The organism is Zooshikella harenae, from assembly GCF_018837975.1.
Classification (GTDB): domain Bacteria; phylum Pseudomonadota; class Gammaproteobacteria; order Pseudomonadales; family Zooshikellaceae; genus Zooshikella; species Zooshikella harenae.
This window is the reverse complement of record NZ_JAGSOY010000037.1, coordinates 26779-49505: the sequence shown is the minus strand read 5'-3', so window position 1 is coordinate 49505 and position 22727 is coordinate 26779. Positions and strand designations below refer to the sequence as shown.

Below are 22727 nucleotides of genomic sequence, written 5' to 3'. Positions count from 1 at the left end.
TATCAAGGAAGCTTCGATAAAAGCACAGCAAACGGTAAACAGCAAGGTTAGTAATGGCTAAAGCAATTAAAGATCCTAATACTGCAGCATATCAGGCATCTACCCAGTCGCCAAAACAAAGTGGCCAAGCTTGTCCGTATACCTATGACCATATTTTTATTTATCCATTACGTTATGCCTTAGTGGAAGAAACAATTGACATTCATCCTGCGTTTCAGCCTGGAATAAATACTAAAATCAAACCAATGGGGCTGCGTTTAGCAAGAAAAGGTTACTTTTATTATATACACTCAAATAAACCAGATAAGCTACGTTTAAAGATTATTACCAGTAAGGGGGCATTTGCTGGAGAAAGTCCAATTAAATTTCCTAAGCAGGGTATGTTATGGTTTTATTTTTCGGAAATAAAGTGGACTGAGAAAAAGGAGACAATGATTGTCACTAATGAACAGGGAATGCGCGATAAACTGATGCAAAAAGTTTTTTTAAGTGGTTTTTCTGCATGTGATGGTTCTGACCATTTAATGCCATGGTCTGAAGGTTCTCAGCGAATTGCAGAGTGTAAACCGTTAATGCTTAGTGATCCATTAGCTAAACAAACATCGAACAAAACTCAGCAGAAATCACAAAATATACAAAATAATTCTCTTATTAAGTTTGAAAAAAAAGGTTTTTACTGGTCTCTTAATCAAGTTGATTCACCAGGAGGCCATCACTTAAATCTTTTTGATAAAACGCCGCCAGATCAATCAGCATTTATATTAATGTTTGATGTTTTAGGGGTACTCAAAGACTTAACAAACTATCAAGGCTATTTGGCTGAGTGGGAGGAATATTGGCGAAAAGAAGAGCAGCATAAGTTTTTTACTGCTGATTTTATTGAAGGGTTGTATACCTATAAATTTGATGAAGCTAAGCAAAAGATTGCTAACGAAACCCAGCAAAAGGTGCAGATTTCAGAACAACAGAATGAGCTGTTAAAGAAAATGCGCGCACTGCGAACGAAAAAAGAGGAGATTCAGGAATTATTGACATTAGAAAGAAGTTCTTTTGGGGGGGGCTCAGCAGAGACGTTAGAAAGAGAAATTGAAAAAGCTCAGCTTGAGAAGGAAATTAAAGATATTGAACACCAACTAGAACGCGAGATAGGCTCTGATTATGAAGCCACTATTGATGCCTTTGATGAGTATGGTGATGCCAAAGACGCAATGAAATCCGATTGTGGTGGGTTAGCCCCAAGAGTAAAAGCTTTAACACGCTTGAAAGAAATGACAAGCTATCTTGCTGAGCAAAGACAATGGTTACAACGTCATGACAAACTAAGAGAAACTGTTGTACAAGATAGAGCTAAATGTATTCCAAAATTTTATAAAGCTGCTTGGTATTTTGATACAGAAGATAAAGAGCAACATAAGCATTACGGAGAGGTATTATTTGGTTGTGTAAATTATATTTGTGATACTAAAGTTGGTATAGAGTTCGCGAATGATTATTTTATTGCACAAAGTGGTATCCAAAACATTCTTGATGCGATGCCAACAGATGATACTGACTGGCTAAGTATTAGCTCGCATGCACGTAGAGCCGTTTCGCTTATAAAAAGGATAAAATCATATAAAAAAGGGTTTGAAGATGCTAAAGAATTATCGAAATTATTATTAATGGAAGGAGTTGATACTGCACTTACAAAACGTTTAAAGCGAATAACGTCATCAGGTCAGAAGGTTCGTAATATTTTGGAGCCTGCTTATCGTTATGAATTAGAAAAAATATTTAGGTCAGAATTGAAGAGCTTTCGTGATTTAAATCAAGCTAGAGTGAGTGAAGTATCTAATAAATTCATCAGAGTTATGGAGAAAGCTGGTCCTGGAATGCATAGTTTATTTTTTGAAGGACTTACGAATGGTAGTGGAGTTGGGATAAAACTTGCTTCGCAAGTAGATGTTGATTATTTTGAAAAATTAGTGCAACAGCTTAATAAAACACAAGTTGTTTTAAAAAACCATATTCAGGCTGGGAATCAATTAAAACAACAATGGAAATCTACAACAAATCAACCCTTGCGTAAAGAAATTATCGGTGAGTATAAAAAGCTATCATTAAAAATAAAAGAAATAAAGCGTCAGCAAGGTAATATTTTACAAAGTATTGCTGATATGACAGACCCACTTAACTCCTCTGGTAAAGGTGTTATTTCAGTATCACTAACTCATCCAGAGTTAGATGAACTTAGAGTGAATTATAAAAATCTAAAGCAAGGTATTTGGAAAGGGTATAATACTAAAGATACAGGTGAAGCAGCAAAAAAACTATTAAAACCAGGTAACTTAGCTATAAGTATTTTGGTTGCAAATATTGTAAATTTTGTACAAGTGAATGAAGAGGTTTATAGTAAGACAGAACAAAGTTTCAAAGACTATAAGCTTTTTTACGGTTCATTATTTGGCACGCTCGCTGCAGTTAATACCTTTATTTCTGATATGTGGCGTAAGGGTTTACAAGATGCTTTAGAAAATACCAAAAATCCTTTTTTGGCCGATAAGTTGGCAAAAGTGACTGTGCTTAGTGGAGGGGTTAGCTCAATTTTAGGATTTCTTTCTACACTCAGTTATATGTTTTATGAGTTTGATAATTTTGAGAAAGCAACCAAAGATGGTAATACTGGAGCCAAAGTAGCAATAGTTACCAAACAGATTGGTCATTTTACTAACTTAGTAAGTTATGGACGTCAAACTTACGTATATGGCGATATAGTTTATACTGTATTGTTTAAGCAAACTGAAAGTTGGAGTGGAGCTTTAGCCAGTCGGGCTACTATTCTAGCTAGGGTTAATCTATGGTTATTGGTAGGGTCACTCATTGTTATAATTGGTTCGCTTATTTATGAATACTATAATCCAAAAAAAATATTTAAATGGGTAAAAGAGTCACTTTGGGGTGTTGGAAATAGACAGCACACAGAGTTAGAGTCGAAACAATTATTAGCAGAAGCTATTTCTGCGCCTCAAATAATAGTTCAGTCTGTAAGATTAAAAAAACAAATCAAAACATCAGGATATGGTACAGAAAATATAGTAACTAATGTAAAGTATATCATCAATATTATGGGATTTTCTCCAGTGCGTCTGCTTTACCTAAAGGATAATGAGCCTTCACCTATCGCATTAGCGGTTGCTGTAAAACTAGAGAAAGCTTCCGGGTGGAAAGTTAATGAGTTTGACTGGCAAGATATTACCAATGATGTAATTTTGGGGAGCAGGTACACTTTATTAGAGCAAGGGCTAATCATTGAGTTTGAGCTACCAGATTATTTAATGACTTCAAAAGGTAAAATAGAATGGGTATTATCAGTAATACCTGATCTAGCGTATAAGCCACTTAATAGTGAGGAAGGATATATACGATTCGGTAGTTTGAACATACAGCGAGTAGGGGCAATGACGCAACTTGAATCCTCAGATCGATTGGGCTATGCCCATTTCCTACCTCTCATTGATTTACGAGCAGAACACATTGAGATGACAGGGGATAATACATGATCAATCGTCAAAAAATGATGGCGGGGAAAACCTTTGAAGATAAGTTAAACCGTATTCTGGTATTATCCCCATTACCTATTGTTACGAATAACCCTTGTATGGATGGGCAAGGAGTTATAAAAGCAAAAAATGATGTCTATTTAGATATTGGTCATAAAAGTGTGAGGGTAGGGGCGCAAAATCTAGCTCTTCTTTGTTGCTTGGTTTATGTCGTGTTGGGAGGAGTTCAACTATTATTTTTTATATTTATGCCTCAATTTAGATCTGGATATCAGACTCATCTTAATGTTTTTTTAATGGTGTTTTTGGGGTTACATTTATTTTATTTTCATATTATAGCAAGAGGTTACTTTGCATTAAAAAAACAGCGTTTTATCCGCTTTAATCGCCAGCGTAGACAGGTCGCTTTACCGTTTGGTGAAAAAGGCCAGTTTATAATTATTCCTTGGGAAAAAATATACGCATGGGCTGGCACTACACTGATGTTATCAGATACCACTGCTATACCCTTATCCACATTAACCGTTACGATGGCCAGTCCTACAGATGTAACTAATTTTAGAGGACGTTATGAAGTTGCGTGTGGAGCTGAAATAAACTGTATTATGCAATGGGAATGTATTCGTGCATTTATGGAAGAGGGGCCAGATGCTTGCCCTTCACCTAGTAATCTTGATACTTTAGAAGAATATAAAGATAGTCGGCGTCGTTGGAAAGAAAATGGTATTTTAGTTGGTTGGCAAATATACAAACAAAAAATTTGGGACTGGATGCATTATTCATACTTTGCATACTGGCTGAGTGACTGGCATGAAAAAAGAATTCCAAAAGTCACATTATCAGATGAGCTTAAACGTTGGTCTGAACCAATCCCCGAAAGTCAGTGGCGTAAACCCTCACCAGAATTAGAGAAAGCCAATGCACTAGCTATGGCTCATTATGAGCAGGGAGGTAAATTGGGTGATGAAAATATGCCAGTGTATGACCCTAGAAAAAAGGTCAGGAGAGATCAGATAAAAGAATAAGTGAATGCTGAGAAAGTATGTGATTAGTGTTAGTACTGTTAGCTGTTAAGCGTTATTTGCTCCACACCCATCATGGCCTGCAATGGGTACGGCGCTCCCGGCGCTTGTTTCACAAACAACCCTCAACGGCCTCATCCATCCTTGTACTAACACTTTTGGCAATGGTGGGTAACGTATAGTGCAAAAGGTAAAGTATATTTTGGCATACCCACAGCGAAGGTGTTTTAGGGGCGGCTGTCAAGTGATGAAGCTGCGGGAGCTTATATTAATAAGTGACCGTGGTGAAGAGCGCAGACAACAAACCCTAAAATTGATTCGCGAAGGGTATAAACCGCTGAATAGTGAAGAAGGGTTTATTCCGTTTAGCAGTGCTAATATCCAACAGGTTGGTAACTTAAAGGCTCTTAAAACCTCCGATGTACTCCTCAGTGCCGATCGACAGCCCCTAAAGGCTTTACGCTTGGAACATATTGATACCACAGGTAACACACCATGATCAGCCGCCAGCAAATGATGGCGGGTAAAGTCTTTAAAGATAAATTAAACCGGATTCTGGTGTTATCCCCTTTGCCCATAAAAACCCGACATACCGCGCATGATAGTGCACGTATTATTAAAGCCAAAACTGATGTTTATTTAGATATTGGCCATAAGAGTGTGCGGGAAGGGGCAGAAAATTTAGCGTTGATCATTAATATTTTTAATTTAATTTCAATAGTGATTTGTTCATCCCCCTATTGGATGTTTAATAGCAGTACTGATAGTTATTTTCTTATATATTTTCTGCTTTCGATTTTAGCTGGCACTCACTTTTTTTATTTCCATATCATCGCCAGGGGCTATTTTAGATTAAAACAATTTAAATTCATTCGCTTTAATCGCCAGCGCCGGGAGGTCGCGTTACCCTTTGGTGAAAACGGTGAGTTTATCATTGTTCCCTGGGAAAAACTCTATGCCTGGGCGGGCACTACCATAGTGATAATGGAGTCAACCGCGATTCCTTTATCGACGTTAACCATCACCATGGGCAGTCCAACCAATCCCATGGACTTTAAAGGACTTTATGAAGTTGCTGGTGGTGAAGAAATCAATTGTATTATGCAATGGGAATGTATTCGTAGCTTTATGGACGATGGGCCAGACGCTTGTCCTGATCCCAGTAAAGACAATACCCTGGCAGAATACAGAGCCACCTGTAAACGACAGTGGAAGGAGTTGAGCCTTTGGGCCTGGATAAAACGCAAACTCATTGATTGGCTGCATTATTCCTATTTTGCGCACTGGTTGAGTGACTGGCATGAAAAAAAACTACCCGAGGTAACCATTCCAGAAAATATTAAACGTTGGTCAGAACCCCTGCCCGAAGATCAATGGCAACAGCCTTCACATGAATTTTTGGAAGCCAACTTTAGGGCCTTGGACTTTTACATGGACGGAGGTCGTTTCGGGGATAAAAATATGCCAGTGTATGATCCGCGTAAAAAAGTAATATTTAACTCACCGGAGAATAAGCCCAAGGATGAATGACATGTGTTGTATAGGCAGTTGGACATTATTTGTTCCACACCCATCACAAGTCCGATCCCTGGCCTGCAATGGGTACGGCGCTCCCGGCGTCTGTTGCACAAACAATCCTCAACGCCCCCATTCACCTTGTGCAATTTTCAAACCTAAAAATCAGCCTTTAAACGGGTATGGTATATACGCTGAAGGGTAAAGACGAATTGATCTGCGCAGAACCATCTGCCGCAAGGAAGCGGCAGTTGAGCTTCCAGGGAAGGATTCACTGGATTAAGTCGTCTGTATACCCCTTATGGCCGTCTGGCAACGGGATAATCTACTACGCTAATAAAAAGTACAAAAAATGTATGAATTTATGGGATGCTAAATCAACAACTGCTGAAGGCTTTACGCTTGGAACATATTGATACCACAGGTAACACACCATGATCAGCCGCCAGCAAATGATGGCGGGTAAAGTCTTTAAAGATAAATTAAACCGGATTCTGGTGTTATCGCCCCTGCCTATTGAGACCCAACATACCCCTCATGATGGTGCCCATATCATTAAAGCGAAAACCGATGTGTATCTGGATATTGGGCATAAAAGTGTACGTGAAGGGGCAGAAAACTTGGCATTGGTCATTAATATTTTTAATGTATTTTCAATAGTGGCGATTTTATCATCACATTTTTTGGTATTTTATAATGGTGACGATTCTTACTCTTTATATTTTCTGCTTTCGATTTTAACCGGCACCCATGCCTTTTATTTTTATAATATGTACGAAAGCTTTCGGGATTTAAAAAAATATAAATTTATTCGTTTTAATCGCCAGCGCCGGGAGGTGGCGTTACCTTTTACGGATAATCAGGAATTTGTCATTATCCCCTGGGAAAAACTCTATGCTTGGGCGGGCACTACCATAGTGATAATGGAGTCAACGGCAATTCCCTTATCAACCCTAACCATCACCATGGCGAGCCCTACTGATGCGACAGATTTTAAGGGCCGTTATGAAGTTGCTGGCGGTGAAGAAATCAATTGTATTATGCAATGGGAATGTATTCGAGCCTTTATGGACGATGGGCCAGACGCCTGTCCTGACCCCAGTAAAGCGAACACCCTGGCAGAGTACAAAGCCACCTGTAAACGACAGTGGAAGGAGTTGAGCCTTTGGGCCTGGATAAAACGCAAACTGATTGATTGGCTGCATTATTCGTATTTCTCTCATTGGTTAAACGATGTCATCGAAGCAAGAATTCAATATGATACCGTCCCAGAAAATATTAAACGTTGGTCAGAACCCCTGCCCGAAGATCAATGGCAACAGCCTTCACATGAATTTTTGGAAGCCAACTTTAGGGCCTTGGGCTTTTACATGGACGGAGGTCGTTTGGGGGATAAAAATATGCCAGTGTATGATCCGCGTAAAAAAGTAATATTTAACTCACCGGAGAATAAGCCCAAGGATGAATGACACGTGTTGTATAGGCAGTTGGACATTATTTGTTCCACACCCATCACAAGTCCGATCCCTGGCCTGCAATGGGTACGGCGCTCCCGGCGCCTGTTGCACAAACAATCCATCACCTTTGTACTAACACTTTTCGCAATGGTGGGTAACGTATCGTGCAAAAAGTAAAGTATATTTTGGCATACCCACAGCGAAGGTGTTTTAGAGGCGGCCGTCAAGTGATGAAGCCGCGGGAGCTTATGTTTATAAGTGACTGTGGTGAAGAGCGCAGACAACAAACCCTAAAATTGATTCGCGAAGGGTATAAACCGCTGAATAGTGAAGAAGGGTTTATTCCGTTTAGCAGTGCGAATATCCAACAAGTGGGCACCTTAAATGCGTTCAAAAATTTTCCATTGCATTATTATTAATAATGAAGGTTTAATTAAACTACTAAAAAATTATTGTTGCTGCTGAATGTAAGATTGTAGGTGAGAATACGGGCTGGTTTATAGAGTGTTTATATTAGCCATATATCAAAAAAAAGTCAGGGTTGAAGTCATTAAAAATTATGACTCATACGCTTTTTGTCTAATTTATTTACATGGTATGGTTTTATTGCTTTTCTGCTATGAGGTTACTGATGTTATATTTGTGATTTTACCTCAGATGTAGCAGATAGTATAAAAGATTGGCATGTACCTTGAAGAAGCTTTTACATAAATTCACACATGGAGATGATTTTATGAATAGTAGATGGGTTCAGTCATTTAAGTATTTATTTCTTACGACAATACTAGCCACAAGCTTTTCCACACATGCAGTTATTACTCAAGTGGGTTCAACGGCTGGAATGAGTCAAGGTCCTTATGCGTTAGAAGATTTTGAGGATGCTAGTTTTGTATCTGGGTTCACTGCTTCTGCTTCGTCTGGAGTTTCAACAGTCAGTGCTGGCACTTATGCGAGTGGGGGAACACCTTCAGGTACAAGTGGTTTATCAACTGGTACTTTTCCAGATCCTATTATGGTTGCCTTTGCTACACCTGCCTCCTCTGTCGGAATGTATTTTGGTAATGACGACACGTGTTGTAGTAGTACCTTTACAGCCTTTCTTGATATCTTTGATGTTGGTGGGCTGATTGGAACAATTGGTGTTGTAGCCAATATGAATGACTTTGCAGATCAGTTTATTGGTTTTATTAGTGACGAAGCTGTCACTAAAGTTACTTTACGGTATGGTACTGGCAGTGATGTGGGGTTATATCATTATATTGATGATTTACAGTTTAATAATGCAGGTACGACTCCAGAGCCAGACCCTATTCCAGAGCCTGGCACATTGGGGCTATTTGCGCTACTGGCAGGGGTTTTACTCAGACGAAAAACATACTAGACTTATACTTTTGTAATTATTAGTAAAGCATAAAGATCAGTTACTTCTTATGGCAATCGTAAAAGTAACTGATCTTTTTATTGGTTAATATTTAAGTAGAACTATATTGTATGCACCAACGACGTTAATGCACTATTAAGCTGTGGTGCGTCATGAGTAGTGGTTCCTTCAATGTCTGTTTCACTCATTTGGCTCGCCATTTGAATGAGTAAATTAATATCGACTGAATGACTTGTATCATTTTTGTCAATAATGTTTACGGATAATTCTGATGAGTCTCCCGTTTTATTTAAAATAAGCGCTTGATCAGAATTTTCTTTATTAATTAATGATAAATCACCCTCTTTGTATAATACTTTAAAATCATTCCAGTCGAGATTTTCCCATTGTACGGTTAGTGTAGTATGTGATGATTGTTCTAAGTAAATAATACTGGAATTCTTGTTTATATTAACAGTGTTATTCCCTGAGCCAAGGTTGGCAATGAGTACACCATCATGGTTACCCGTATAAAGCGTATTATCTCCATTGCCAGTCCATAGTTTAAACAACGACATTAATGGGGATGAAAGCTCGAATCTTGCTGTAGAAGATTGATATAGCTGTTTACTCAAATTAATGGTGTAGTCACTATTAGTTTGAGTCGTTAAATCTAACTCTGAAAGTTGGAACTCATGGTTTTGATTAAATGTACCGTACAAGATACCTTGGCCTGGTTGTGTTGTTGACTGGAAAGCAAAGGTGAGTTTTTTATTGATATTTTTCTGGTAGCGATTCCCTAGGATAATTTCTGTGCCTTGATAATTGAGATAATAACGACTTTCTTCTTCACTATAACGGTGAGAAAAACCGTTAAAACCATTTTGGAAACTGATGGTATCGCGTTGATTATCTGTGTCATCACTGGTAATAACAACCATATTCTGATTGGCGCCAATCATATATGTATCATGACCATTACCACCACTTAGTTGTGCACCATCTGCACCTGATACAAGAATATCGTTACCATCTTCACCAAAAAGCTGATCAAAGCCAGCACCACCATCAATCAAGTTATCAAGGTTATTACCGCTAAGGATGTCATCTTCTTTAGAGCCAATGATATTGGTAATGTTTGTAGAAAGTACACTAAAGCGTTGTTGTACATCGCCATTGAACAAGTGAGTATAACCTTTATTCAAGTTAACTTTATAATGTCCCTCATCTGCAGCACGGGTTACCAAGGTATCAAAAATAACCTGGCCATCAGTTTGAAGAGAGGGAATATATAAATGACCCGCTAAATCTCGGAATTGAATATGCTGGTACTGTTTACCTTTAAAATAACTCGTTAGGGTAATGACATTAATACGTGTTGGCGCATTTTGTTGATAATGATCTATTACAGATTTAAAGCTTTCTGATGTTAATAATTCCCAATGATCTTTTGTGGTTGCAAGGTCTGTTTTTATACGCTCAAGATCGTTCTTTGTGAGAGGAAAATCATCCGTGAGCTGTAGTATATCATTGCCCGCTTGGTGACGTGAAAATAGCTTTTTCGCTAAGCGAAGAGCGTTTAACCAACCTTGACTTACAGTGAGTTTAAGGTCTTCATTTTCTTTATAGCCGCTTAAATCACCAAAGTTTGTAATTAACTGATCCGTTGCTAGAGATTTTGGCGTATGTTGATAAGCATATAACTTTGCTTCTTCATTTGACACATCGGGATGTTCGGCTAGATAATCCAGTTTTACTCGGTAAAACTGTTCTCCTGCCTCTACTTTATTATCAATGGTGTCATGATCAGCGTCTGTTTCCCAATCATCAGCCGTAATTGTATACGTGTCAGTGCCTTCACCACCACTTAAATAATCGCTGCCTTTTCCTCCTACTAAATGATCATCACCATATAAGCCGCTAATGACATCATCACCTTCTGAACCTTGTAAAAAATTACTTAAACGGTTGCCAGTGATTTTATCATTACCTTCAGAGCCGATAACATTTTCAATATTTTCAATAAGGAAAAAGTCCTTTCGGCCATCACGAATTTGTACAGTTCCTTTATTGCCAAAGTGGCTATGGGGATCAAGACTAATTTCTACGCCTTTTTTCTTCCCAGTAAATGCATACATTGAGCGGAAAGATATAGTATCAATGCCCGCACCACCATCTACAATTGAATACTCTGAACTGGTAAAACGCTGAAGTGCATTAGGAGAGCGAATTTCAAAAGTATCCGCTTTATTGCCCCCTTTGTATCGCCGTTGAAAGGCACTACGGTTGTGATCAATCAGAAAAATATTTCGACGATTTAAATCACCATTTGCCCAGTCAAACCCTTTGCCTAATTGGATAAGCGTGACACCATTATCTTCATCATAATTTTCGAGTTTTTTTACTTGAGCCTCTTTAGCTTCTTGCCGAAATACCCAGCCAGAATCGACTTCACCTGGATTATTTCGATGATATTCTCTCAATTCAGCGGATGATAAATTATAGTAATCATAACCTTCACTAATATTGGTCAGTTTTCCGTAGGCAGTAAATACCTTAGGTGTACTATAAACCAGTTTATCTACACCAAGTTGGGCATACATCTCCAAGCGTTTTTGTTGCATTTCATTCCATTGGCGTTCGCCAATATTCGTTGCTGCTTTATTGGCAATATGCTCAGGCACAGGAAAACCAAAAAAGACAGCGGCACCAGCTAGGTCAAGATCAGAACCAGTAATACCCGCTTCTGCAAGCTGTTGCCTGACCCGAACAGTGTTATAGATACTGGCAGCAATACCAATGGCTAAACCAATCGCTGCGCCTATAGGCCCTGCGGCAGCCGTAATTAATGAGGCAATACCAGTAGCAATAGAAACAATGACACCAGCCACTGCTAGCGAGCCATTAACAATATAATCAATACGCTCATCCGTATTTGTCGTATTGGCAGCCGCACTAAAATTATCTACGGCAGACCAAATACCTAAACCTGCTCCTGCAAAGTTAGTGATAGCCCCCAGCTTGGTTGCCACACTGGCAAGACGTGTAGATACAGCCTGAACTTTGGTGCTGTTCGCTAACACATCTAGTGTAATATCAAGATTATCAGTCAGTGTATCTGCTAGTGACTGTACAGCATGATAGGTATCGCCTTGGGCAAATGCGTCAACGATTTGGTAAAGATTACCTGGTAACCGTATAACGCTCATGGCGGTATTTACGCCATTAATTTTACTGGCCAGCCTATTGAGTTTTTGATTCGGTACAGGTGTTGAGCCAAATAGACGTTGTTGACGATCATGTAATTCAGATACAGAGGCTAAAGAGCGATTTAGTTTTTCATCTAATGATGATAGTAGTGGTAATTGGTGATCTAACCAGTTAATGGCTTCAGCTTGTTTGCGTAATTTAATGATTTCAACAGAGTTTGAATTCTCGGGTAACAAATGAGGTGAGGCTGTTAGCCACTGATTCAGTCGCGCTAAAGCCGTATAACGCTCGTTACCATCTAGCTGTTTCATCCAACGTTGAGTTTGCTCCGCATTGAGCGTCAGTGAACCATCTATCGTTGTCAGTGAAATTAAATCTTCAGTGGTTAACGTTGTATTGTTGAGCTTGGCTCCTGCTAGCCAGAGTTCTATACGACTGATGTGTTGTTCACCCATGGATAACAAGCCTAAATTTTTGTCGGCTTGTGCTAATAAGTCCAGGTCGGTGACATAAGGGCGGCTAATCTGGGTAATAAGATCATTACTTAAAGTTTGGTCTAATGTGGTGTGTGCAAGTGACCATGTTTGTTGTTTTAAGTCATATTGAGATGAAATATAGTCAACGGCTTTGCGAATAGTATTTGTGGTTACGATTTCACTGGTGGTTGAGTTAAATAAGGTGACTGTTTTATTTTTTATTAATAAAGCTAAGTCATTACCATCAACCCGAAGCTTTAATACACCTGACTTCGCGAAGGGTTCGAGCGCTTTTCGTAAACGTTTGGCACCTTGCCCGCTATTTACGCCCTTAAAATAAAGGGAAGGTAACTGTTTAACGCGTTCAGTCAATCCACTTGCTTGAACATTCTCCTGATCGGGTTGCAGCCATTGTTGATAACCCAAGGCTAAAATATTTCGGGTATAGCTGGTTGCAGCGCTGATACCTTTCTGTTTATAAACCAGCAAGAAGCTGTCTAATAAGTGTTGATCATCAAGTGTTAATGCTTTGGTTAAAGCTCTTGTATCAGTCAAATTTTGCAGTGGTAGTACAGCATTACTCTTTAACAGCTGATTGAAAGAGTCTTTTACTTGGTCAGGAAAACTCGATAAACGTTTTGTTAGCTTTTCTAAAAAGCTACGTTTGGGTTGAAAAGGAAGATCTTGCCAATGACTACGGTGAGCATTCCACCAAGGTGTTATCTGCTCACTCATAAACTTATTAAAAACTTGTTTTGCTGTAGTAAATGTATGTTCTGAGCTATCTTCTCGATAGGCATTCATTGCCGTATTGAACTCTTCCATTAGCGTCTGGAAATAGGCTTGTTTATCTGCATCTGCTGTTGTAATCAGCTCTTGTAACCAATGCTGAGCTTCCTGATAGGCAGTAGCGTCTGTGTTACCTAACTGTTTAAATAGCTGGCTAAATTCGATTTTATGATCATTAAAGTAGTCTTGCCACTCACCTTCAGTTTCTTTGTTACGAAACCAGCGATTATATCGAGTAAGTACGTAACTGAGGGTATCGGCTGTAGGTGATTCTTTCAAAACCTCAGTATTGCTGTGAGCGATACCAACTTTTCCACCCACGCTGGCACCACCACCAACGGGTACTTCACCATTGACACCTAAGTTGGCTGAGTGGGTAAATAAATAACGAGAAAACTGTTTATGATAGTGATTATCGCCATAATCATGTTGATAGCCTGCTTTAAAGTAGCGTAACTGTAAGGTAAATTTACCTGATGCAGAGGCATCTATATGATTATTAATAAAGTCGGAGAGGGTATTTTTTATTTGCTCAGAATCAACGGTGGCATCATATTGTCCTTTAATTTTTGACACCATGTTATCAATAAAGCCTGTGACATCACCACTGGTGATACCTGCCTTAAAGCTAAGGTAAATATCAATATAGTCACCGTGGCGTAAACGGCTGGGGTGTACTCGGTTTCTATGTAAAACGGTTGCTTCAAGCCCAAAATTACCAACAGAACCACTTAAACTAAGGCTTTTATCTGTGATACTCAGTCTAATCAGCTGTTTAAAAGAAGCGATATTTTCTAGTTTACTTTTAGAATATGTAATAGTGGGTTGTGTGATATTTTTGCTTATTGTATCTAATAGTGCTGTCGCTTGCTGAAATTGTTCAGGTGTTGTATTTGCATTCCAAATACGGTCAGCCAGTAGTGTGTAGGAAGCGTGTATTGCTTGAAGAAACTCATGCCGACCTTGAATGCCCCAGCGTGATTCAATGGCGTGTTTTTCTACACGAGCAGATTGATCACCCGCATCATATTTTTGCACAACGGTCATGTAACGATCAAAATCGTTATTAAGCGTCTCTAGTGCCAAGGTAGACCGGTCAACGATCGATTTGTTGGCACTGTCTTGATTTAACAATGTTTTTGCATAAGCCGTTAACGCTATGGGCAACTCTTTTAAGCGTTTAGCATTTTCAGCAATAACAGTCCAAAAATAAGCAGGTACAAACTCATAGATTTCAGTTCGACGTAGGGTGACATTAATGCCTGCTGAAGCGGCAAGCGGTAATTCAGTACCTTTAATTCCAGTGCTAGCAGAGCCTGTTGCGCTGGCTGAGGTACTGTTAACGTAGCCACTGAGTGTTTCTGGAATAACGGGTAAGGCCACATTGACTTTACTGTCAATACCAAGCTGTTCTGATAATAATGTATTGAGTTTATGTTGATTATTGACGGCAGCTTGTAGTTGTTGATGGTACTGCTTTAATTCTGAACCTATTGCACGATGTTGAGGCCCTGCAAAAACCTTGCTGATAATTTGCCAGGCAAGTTGCTTGGATGTTTTTGTAAGTGAGGTATCATCACGATTTAATGAGGCTAAATTGCTAACCTCCATGTCCACATAGGTCTTAACATTATTGTATTCTTTAAACGTGGTATAGGCATGGCTGCCTGTTAAGTTTCCACCAAGTTTTGCGGCTATAACCTTAAAACCAGCAGTTAACCCCAGGCTAGCAGCTCGGGTTTTTGAACGGAAAAATAATCCTTCATCATCTGAATCTAATGTATCTGTATGACTATAGCCCATACTGCCGCAAAGATTAGTAGCAACGATATTACCACCACCTTTCACTTCAATTTTTAGAGTGGTTGAGTTAGCTGCTCCTGGATTACCAATGCCTTTTAGTTTATTGAAAACATCTGTTTTTATATCATTACGTGCTTGGTTTAACCAGCTAGCAAAAAAATACTGGCCTAGTAATGCTGTGAGTGTTTTTGTTCCGGATTTCTTAAGTAATTGGCTGGTCTTTTCCAGTTGGGATGATAGAAAAGCGGTATCCTTTGTTGAAAGCGAACTCTGTTCACCCTCTATTGTAATGAGTGAATTTAACTTTAGTTGAACATTTTCTAGAAGAGAAATTGCTTGTGATATCTTTTTGGCATTTTTTTTATTATGTTGGCTTAGCGCCGTTTCCCTAAGCGAAATAAGCTGGTGGGCCAGCTTGTTAATAACCATTAATGTTTCGCCGGTAATTGGCTTTCCTTCCATGGAGCTTAATGATAAAACTGAACGTGGGTTCGATGGCGAGTTACTATTTACTGCTGATGGCTCCATGAAATACACCACAAAAAATTATAATAGATGGACTTTAAAATAAGTAAATAAGAAACTTAAATAATCGTACTAATATTGGCTGGCCGTAATAGTGGATATATTACAAGTTACAGCAAGTACGATGTTTATAATTAATATTAAATATATACCCATAACGAAGAGGTTTTAGGGGCGGCTTTTTACTTATTTATAAGTGAATTATAAATTAATGTAGCCAATAGCTTACCCTTGAGAAACCTGTTAATGGGCATCATCTTAAAAAGTATTTTTATTTTTAACGCAAGGGGTACTGCGTTTGGTGATGCTTTGTTGTAAACATCACAGGTACTGCCATTTATTTAAAATTATGTACGACAATTTATTTTTATACACATATGGGGATCTGCCCGCTATGTGAGAGCAAAATATAACTTCTTATAAAAAGAGATCTTTGTCAATCTCTTTTTACGTATTAGTACATATATGGAGGAAAGGGAAGAATAATGAATGATTTATTAAAAAGTATGAAAAAAGTGCATTATTTAAAATTCAGCGGTTATAAAGTACAGGTTTCTCAAGTAATGACGAGTAGTATAACCCCGCAAGGACGCGGCAGTTGAGCCTCCAGGGATGGATTCACGGCGTGTTAAAAGGGGGTAATACAGCGTTTAAGCAAAAGAACTTTATAAAATGCTTTTTATAAAAGCACAGTTAATGTAGGTTTGCTCTGTAACCCCCTTGCAAAGGATCTACTTAATTAGATGTGCCTGATGCTAATTCAGTATCTGTACATTGGCGAAACTTTTTCATCAGCAAAGCGATATAGCGCTGGTTATACTCAGTACCGAATTGAAAAGCCTGTTTGGCCTCGTCAGTCTCTATATTGTATTGTTGAGCAAGGCTTGCTATTTCGCTCCATTGCTTAAATTTACTTTGTTGATAGAGCGTATGAAGTTGGTTGTTACGCTCTAAACATTGAGCTAGGGTATCTTGTGGTATTAACTCTGGGTTTACTTGGGCCTTTTTAAGGCATCGAGAGTAATAAGAGGCGATGAAACGTGAGTGTTCTTCTTTTTCAGGGCTAACATTGTAGTACTCATTGAGCATTTCTTTCATCAAGTAATAGTCAGATAAATTATTACCCTGACTTGCAATTAATTCGTCTTCTGCATCGATCTTTGCTAATTGATATTGGTTGATTTTATTAATGAGCTCATAGGCAATACCACTGCTAATAAAGCATTGGTTAATAGAGGAGTCGGCGGCCAGTAAATCCTGCTCAGACACGGCTGGTTGTAAGTAGGGGATAGAACCTGAGCAACCGGTCAGAAGCATGACGTACCCAGTCAGTATGAGTAAGTATTTATTTATAAAACGCGTTTTAGATAAAGGCGTATCAGCGTATTGCTTTATATCCATAATAATTTAGCTTGTGTCTATATCATGTGTGTATCTTAACAATAGCTAATAAAGTAAAAAAAGGTAACCCTAATCTTGTTCTTTTGAGGCAATGATCAATGCATAAAGAATTGATTTTGCCTCAAAAGTGAAACGAGTATCGACTGAGAAGACGCCTGGGAGGTAAAAGATATTTATAATGAAAATTGATAGAAGTCTGGGTGTTGATATACCTGTTGAAAAATCCCTCTTAGCCATGTTATCAGGCGCACTCTAGCTTCAGAAATAATAGGGTGGGTAGGCTGATTATCTTCAGGGTTAAGTAATGTGTTACATCGTTTAGCAAAGAGCCATAATGTTGCAGCAACAATGTCAGCCGCTAACTGGAAGCGGTTTCGTTTAAACTGTTGATTGTAGCGTAAGTAATTGTCCGCAGTTTGTAGGCATTGGTTAAAAGAAGGCCAGTTGGGTTGTAAGCAGGCTAAATCTATGGCTGGACTACCTAGACTAACGTGTTCCAAGTCCATCCGATATACCTCACCAGCAGTACTACAGCACCAGTTATCAAGGCAGTTGTCGCCTGTAATCAGCCAGCCAGGCGCAAAGAGATGTTGAAATTCATAATAAAAGTTATCCAAAACACTACGTAAGCAGCGCTGTTCGGACGATGGTGCAAGCTGTAAAAGTAAATAATTATCCTCAGGTTGCCAGTAGTGGTTAGCCAATGAGCCAATATTGAGATTCGTAAGGTTTGTTTGATGAAATTCGACTAAACGTTGAAAGAGTTCATGTTGATTAATATCTTGGTGGGCGTTTTTGATAAACTCTAAAACAATTATAGTTTTATTATTTAATTTTAGGCTGTGTATTAGACGGGGAAAGTTAATTTGAAAGGACTGAATGTGGTGTGGCAGACTTATGTAACAAAACAGCTCAACCTGAGACGTTTTCTTAACAATTAATTGCTGATTTCCAGTACTTATTAGAGAAACTTTATGGCTAAGTGACTGGCAATTATCAATTGGGCCTATATCTTCAGCCAACTGCGTAAACAAGTTATCCATGAGGTTCACTATTATCTGTTTAAATCACTCCTTTAATTTAAATTTATGTTATCAGAAAAAACTGGTGATATTAACAATTTTTTTAGCAGGACAGTCTAACAGCGATAATTACAATGAAGGTGTCATTGGCTTAAAATGCAGTGTTAGAAGTTGTTTGCGAGGCCGTTTTCTGGCGTCTTAGAGAAGGAGGTGAGAGTGCCTCCTTCATTTTGGTTTCACCTGTATTATTTACAAAACTCAGTGCCGTTAAAGGCATAAGTGGATGGCCCTGACATGGATTCTTCTACAGCCGAGGGAATACCGTTTTTATCCCATTGTGTAACAACTGTATTACTTTCGCCAGCATATTGCTGAGTAAATTGATAGTAGCCCCCTGTTTTTAGTCTATTGCAAACGGCTGCATTCATAGCATTTAAAATTAAGCCATTATCTGTTTGTGCTTCCCACATAAATAAACCCGCCAAATTGTATTCTTTAACAAGTTCACCTTTAGCAATGACACTTCTAGGAGAGTCGAATGTTTCAACTTTTGCGAATTGATAAGTAGCATCATTTAAATTATGTGGTTTCCAGATGTATGCTGATTCAGCTTGAGTATCATAATATAATTGACTGGCGTTGCTTTTCATAAAGTGGTCATAAATATCCCTAAAGTCGCTCACGCCAAACTGAAAAGTACCTGCAGCCCCCAAGCCAGAACCACGACTGTTGCGCCAATGCTGCGCTTGTCCATGCCAGAAAAACTTGCCGAATGATTTACGGTTTTTTAAATATTCCCAGCCACGACTGTAACTGGCCACCCCAATAACCAGTTTGTTCGTAGGGAAATCTGGATATAAAGATTGAACTGTTTCGATAGCGCCACGGGTACTGAAGCCACGAGCAACTTCACTATTGGTTCGGGTTTTTCCATTGAACAGAATAGGGTTGCCTAGTTCATCAGTAGCGATACCTGATAAACTATTGTAAGTACCCATGACGGGTTTGGCATTGACTGCAGCATGATGGCTTGGGTCTTTAGCCCAGGCGCCGTATAAGTCGTAAGTCATCAGGTTGATGAAAGTGAATTCATCCCGTAATGCATTTAAGTCAACGGCAGCAAGTTTGGCTGGAGAGGCTGATAGTGCCGCTGACAATTCAAACTTGGCCCCGAATTCAGCTGTTAATCGTGCTCTTAGTAATTTAATTAAAGTGGTTAAGTTTTCTCGGTCTTGAACATAGCCTTTGGTTAAGTTGGGACTGAGTCCACTTCCCCCTGGAAACTCCCAATCAATATCTACACCATCAAAAACATTATCATGGCGTGCTATAAAAGCTACAACTGAGTCTACAAATGTTTGTCGCCATTCTGATTTACTGACCATATCGTAAAAAGGATCACTGAGCGTCCAGCCGCCAATGGATAACATGGCTTTTAAGTGAGGATAGCGCTGTTTTATTTTTTTTATTGCTGCGACTGAGTGTGGAACGGCAATATAGTCGTATTCTGAAACTTCAAAGTCATTATTGCGTTCGACGACACCAAGCTTAACCAAGTCTCCTCGTTCGTTATTGTTGACGTCTGGTGCTAATCCTTTGCCACAGCTGGCTCGCATGACTTTCCAACTACGGCTTACGCCACCATCGGGACTAAACTCTCGATTTAATCCATCATTTTTCGTGGCGTTAGGACGATCGTAGTCGCAAATTGCAGCAAACGAGTAAAATAAATGCGTTATATTATTTGCTGCGATGAGTTCTGCAGGAAAGGCGCGTTCCCAAACACCCCATTCGCCCATGTATAAGCCAACAATTTTACCGCTGGATGTTACATTAAAAGGGCGGTGGTATTCTTTATTGGCTTCCCAATTAGTATCACTGTCAGTTGCTTTATGTTGTTTTTGATATTGAATTTCATTTTTCCAATCAACCCCTGTACGTTTAGCAACGTAAATATTGTAATCAGATGGCCTAAACCCTGCAAAATTTCGATCAGGATCATTATTATCCCAAACCCAGTCATAAAATAATTTGAGGTGAACACGTTCGCCAGTATATTTACTGGAAATAAGATTCCAAGGGGCAGATATTTGTTGGGAAGATATATTACCTGATTCCTGCTGTGAAATTTCGACTGCATAGATCTTGGTAATAGGTAATATACAAAGACTCATCAATACCGTACTGACTGAGGTTATACGTTTACCTGTAAAAATAGCGCTTATTAATGATGTCATGACCGACTCCATTCAGTTTGATGACACTAAAATGAATACTTTCTTTTTGATGCGAAATTAATAGATACACTTTCAAAAAATAAATTTAAGTGTGAATAAACTGACTCGCTATTTTTTTATTATGATTTTTTGGAATAGGAACACCTCCTTTCAGGAATAAATTATGTAAAATTGTAAAAATAAAAGGACTTTCTGAGAGAATTTAGGGGGAGCAAGTCCTTGGTTGAAGGAATGAAGACAGAATACCAAGAGAATATAGTCAGGCGAAAGTATACGTATACTGTTAATGCTATTAATAGTTTTTAACATTTAAATCAAGCTAACCGCTATTTTGCTGTTTATATAGGCACTCGTTAGTTTTGGAAATAAAATAAGAATCAAGTGCATTTTCTTTTGTACAGAAGTTTTAGTTTATAACCAATTGCTTAACAAAAGTGCAATGGTTACAATTTACCAAGAATTCAGGGTAATATGATTCACCAGGGCTGAATGTATACAGTGTCTGGCCGGCAATCAGCCTTTGGCATCATGGATATTTTGCTGGAGATGGAATACGGACGCTGTAAGTAGTCATACATTCCCAATAATAAAGAGACCAATGCTATGCACGTAGTAAAACGCTGGTTTAGTTGTACAATAAGTGCGCTGACATTACTGGTTACCTCCTTTTCTGCTAACGCAGTTGATTCGTACGTACTTCCTATAGTGCCTGCTCGTCTGGAAGATGTTAAAGAGTTGTTGACACAAGCTCTGGAAATAACAAAAGAAAGCCATGGTGATTATGAGGTTAGTAGTACTCGAGCGAGGTTAACTGAAGAAAGAATGCTGGTTGAAATTGAGAAGGACCGTCTTATTAACATCACCTGGAGTTCAACCAGTCAACAGAGAGAAGAACAGTTATACCCCATTCGCATACCCCTTCGCAAAGGATTACTTGGTTATAGGTTGAGCTTAGCAAACCCTGAAGGGCAGTTAAAAGCTCAGCAGGTGCAAACATTAGCAGATTTGCAGCAGTTAAAAATTGGCCAAGGTCAGGACTGGGGGGATGTGAAAGTTTACCAGGCTAATGGTATTGATCCTTATAAAGTATTTAAATTTGAGTTGCTCTTTACTCAGTTAGCAAAGAAACGGTTTGATTTATTACCTCTGGGCGTAAATGAAGCTCATGGTATTCTGGCGCGTCGAAAAGACAAGTATCCCAATTTGTCTGTTGAACAAGACCTGGTATTGTATTATCCATGGCCTTACTACTTTTTTATGTCGAAGAAAAATGCCAAGTTGGCCAACCGGGTTGAAATAGGGCTTAATAAATTAATCGCGAATGGAACCTTTGATAGAATATTTTATAAGTATCATCGTGATAAAATTTTACGTGCTAATCTTAATAAACGCCGCTTGATTAGGCTGGATAACCCAGAGTTGCCTGCTAAAACACCACTATCTAATCGGTCATTATGGTTTGAACCAGGTGATATTTTAACTAATATGCTTTAATTTGTTTTTAACGCTATCTAGTAATATTTCTAATCACCACCGAGCTCACCTGTAAGCCTTATCCTAAGGTTTTCTGTGGAGAATGCTTCGGAGGTGATTAGCTGGTTTTTCATCTCATACAATTAACATATACCCTTCACGAATCATTTTTAGGCTTTGTTGTCCGCGTTCTTCACCCCAGTCATTTGACGGCCGGCCCTAAAAACCCTTCGTTATGGGTATACAAAAGCCATTTTCTAAAGCACCTTTGTCCAAAGCCTGCATAATGCAAAAAGTTGATTTGCAGTGGTTGAATTTTTAAGAATAATGGTGACTTATTAATAATGCTTGATTAGGTATGAACTGATGGCTATGCGAATCAAGGGTTCTGTTGGTAATACGCCAATTGATTTGACAATAACATGTGATGAAGACTTGCTTAATATGGCATCTGAACTACTTGATTTTTGTAACAGACAGAACAAGACTACAACTACTTGTGAAAGTGAGTTACACAATACAGTACCAACATCAACCCATAGTAAGACCGCTAGCCGTGAGACACCTCTTTTAAAGCGAGCACTAGACTATATCGAAAAGGAAAAGCAGGTAACTAACTATCAGTTGGTTGACTTTCTATCTGGACTGGAGGGAAACGAGCAGTCAGTTAAGCAGACCATCATGAGGTTAAAACACCACAGTAATGTTCGTTTAACTACTGAGTCTGCTACTCATGCACGCACTGATCACTTGGTATTTCATTGGGATAATACCACTACTGAAACTTAAGAGTATGACAATATGCCCGTGTGGCTGTTATAAAAAGTTTCCGATAAAGTATGTGGGCTTATTGAGCTAACCCTTCACTCCTAGAGCGTCTTCCTATATTCTCCAAAGA

Annotated in this window: 13 protein-coding genes; 9 read left to right on the top strand and 4 right to left on the bottom strand. The window is 38.8% G+C overall.

Going from position 1 to position 22727, the window contains the following annotated elements; all coding sequences use genetic code 11:
- The first annotated feature begins 53 nt into the window (after positions 1-53).
- The 7 genes from KCG35_RS15275 (at position 54) to KCG35_RS15245 (ending at position 8914) form a co-directional block, all read left to right on the top strand.
- The gene (locus KCG35_RS15275) at positions 54-3539 is read left to right on the top strand and encodes a toxin VasX (protein WP_215820655.1); all 3486 of its coding nucleotides are present in this window, start codon (positions 54-56) and stop codon (positions 3537-3539) included.
- Positions 3536-4564, top strand: a complete 1029-nt coding sequence (locus tag KCG35_RS15270; RefSeq protein ID WP_215820654.1) for a hypothetical protein — start codon at positions 3536-3538, stop codon at positions 4562-4564. Before KCG35_RS15275 ends, KCG35_RS15270 begins: the two co-directional genes overlap by 4 nt.
- A 241-nt stretch (positions 4565-4805) precedes the next feature.
- The gene (locus tag KCG35_RS15265; RefSeq protein ID WP_215820653.1) at positions 4806-5060 is read left to right on the top strand and encodes a hypothetical protein; all 255 of its coding nucleotides are present in this window, start codon (positions 4806-4808) and stop codon (positions 5058-5060) included.
- Positions 5057-6091, top strand: coding sequence for a hypothetical protein (locus KCG35_RS15260; RefSeq protein WP_215820652.1), 1035 nt, complete (start codon positions 5057-5059; stop codon positions 6089-6091). The genes KCG35_RS15265 and KCG35_RS15260 overlap by 4 nt, the downstream gene beginning before the upstream one ends.
- A 419-nt stretch (positions 6092-6510) precedes the next feature.
- Entirely contained in the window at positions 6511-7545 is a 1035-nt protein-coding gene (locus KCG35_RS15255) for a hypothetical protein (protein WP_215820651.1), read from the top strand.
- Positions 7546-7760: 215 nt separating this feature from the next.
- Positions 7761-7952 carry a hypothetical protein gene (locus tag KCG35_RS15250; protein ID WP_215820650.1) on the top strand — a complete coding sequence of 64 codons (192 nt, stop codon included), beginning with the start codon at positions 7761-7763 and terminating at the stop codon, positions 7950-7952.
- Between the two features lie 314 nt (positions 7953-8266).
- Positions 8267-8914, top strand: coding sequence for a PEP-CTERM sorting domain-containing protein (locus tag KCG35_RS15245; protein ID WP_215820649.1), 648 nt, complete (start codon positions 8267-8269; stop codon positions 8912-8914).
- 101 nt (positions 8915-9015) lie between these two features.
- Here KCG35_RS15245 and KCG35_RS15240 read toward each other — a convergent pair whose 3' ends face one another.
- The 4 genes from KCG35_RS15240 to KCG35_RS15225 all read right to left on the bottom strand — a co-directional run bounded on the left by KCG35_RS15240 (position 9016) and on the right by KCG35_RS15225 (position 20356).
- Positions 9016-15699: a calcium-binding protein gene (locus KCG35_RS15240; protein ID WP_215820648.1), complete on the bottom strand. Its 6684-nt coding sequence runs from the start codon at positions 15697-15699 to the stop codon at positions 9016-9018.
- 732 nt (positions 15700-16431) lie between these two features.
- Positions 16432-17097 (bottom strand): hypothetical protein, encoded by a 666-nt coding sequence (locus KCG35_RS15235; RefSeq protein ID WP_215820647.1) that lies wholly within the window; start codon positions 17095-17097, stop codon positions 16432-16434.
- Positions 17098-17270: 173 nt separating this feature from the next.
- Entirely contained in the window at positions 17271-18140 is an 870-nt protein-coding gene (locus KCG35_RS15230) for a hypothetical protein (protein ID WP_215820646.1), read from the bottom strand.
- A gap of 224 nt (positions 18141-18364) precedes the next feature.
- On the bottom strand, positions 18365-20356 hold the full coding sequence (locus KCG35_RS15225) for a glycoside hydrolase family 18 protein (protein WP_215820645.1): 1992 nt from the start codon (positions 20354-20356) through the stop codon (positions 18365-18367).
- A gap of 603 nt (positions 20357-20959) precedes the next feature.
- On the opposite strand from KCG35_RS15225, the gene KCG35_RS15220 reads away from it, so the two are divergent.
- The gene (locus KCG35_RS15220; protein ID WP_215820644.1) at positions 20960-21850 is read left to right on the top strand and encodes a transporter substrate-binding domain-containing protein; all 891 of its coding nucleotides are present in this window, start codon (positions 20960-20962) and stop codon (positions 21848-21850) included.
- A gap of 345 nt (positions 21851-22195) precedes the next feature.
- Entirely contained in the window at positions 22196-22618 is a 423-nt protein-coding gene (locus KCG35_RS15215; RefSeq protein ID WP_215820643.1) for a hypothetical protein, read from the top strand.
- Positions 22619-22727: the final 109 nt, after the last annotated feature.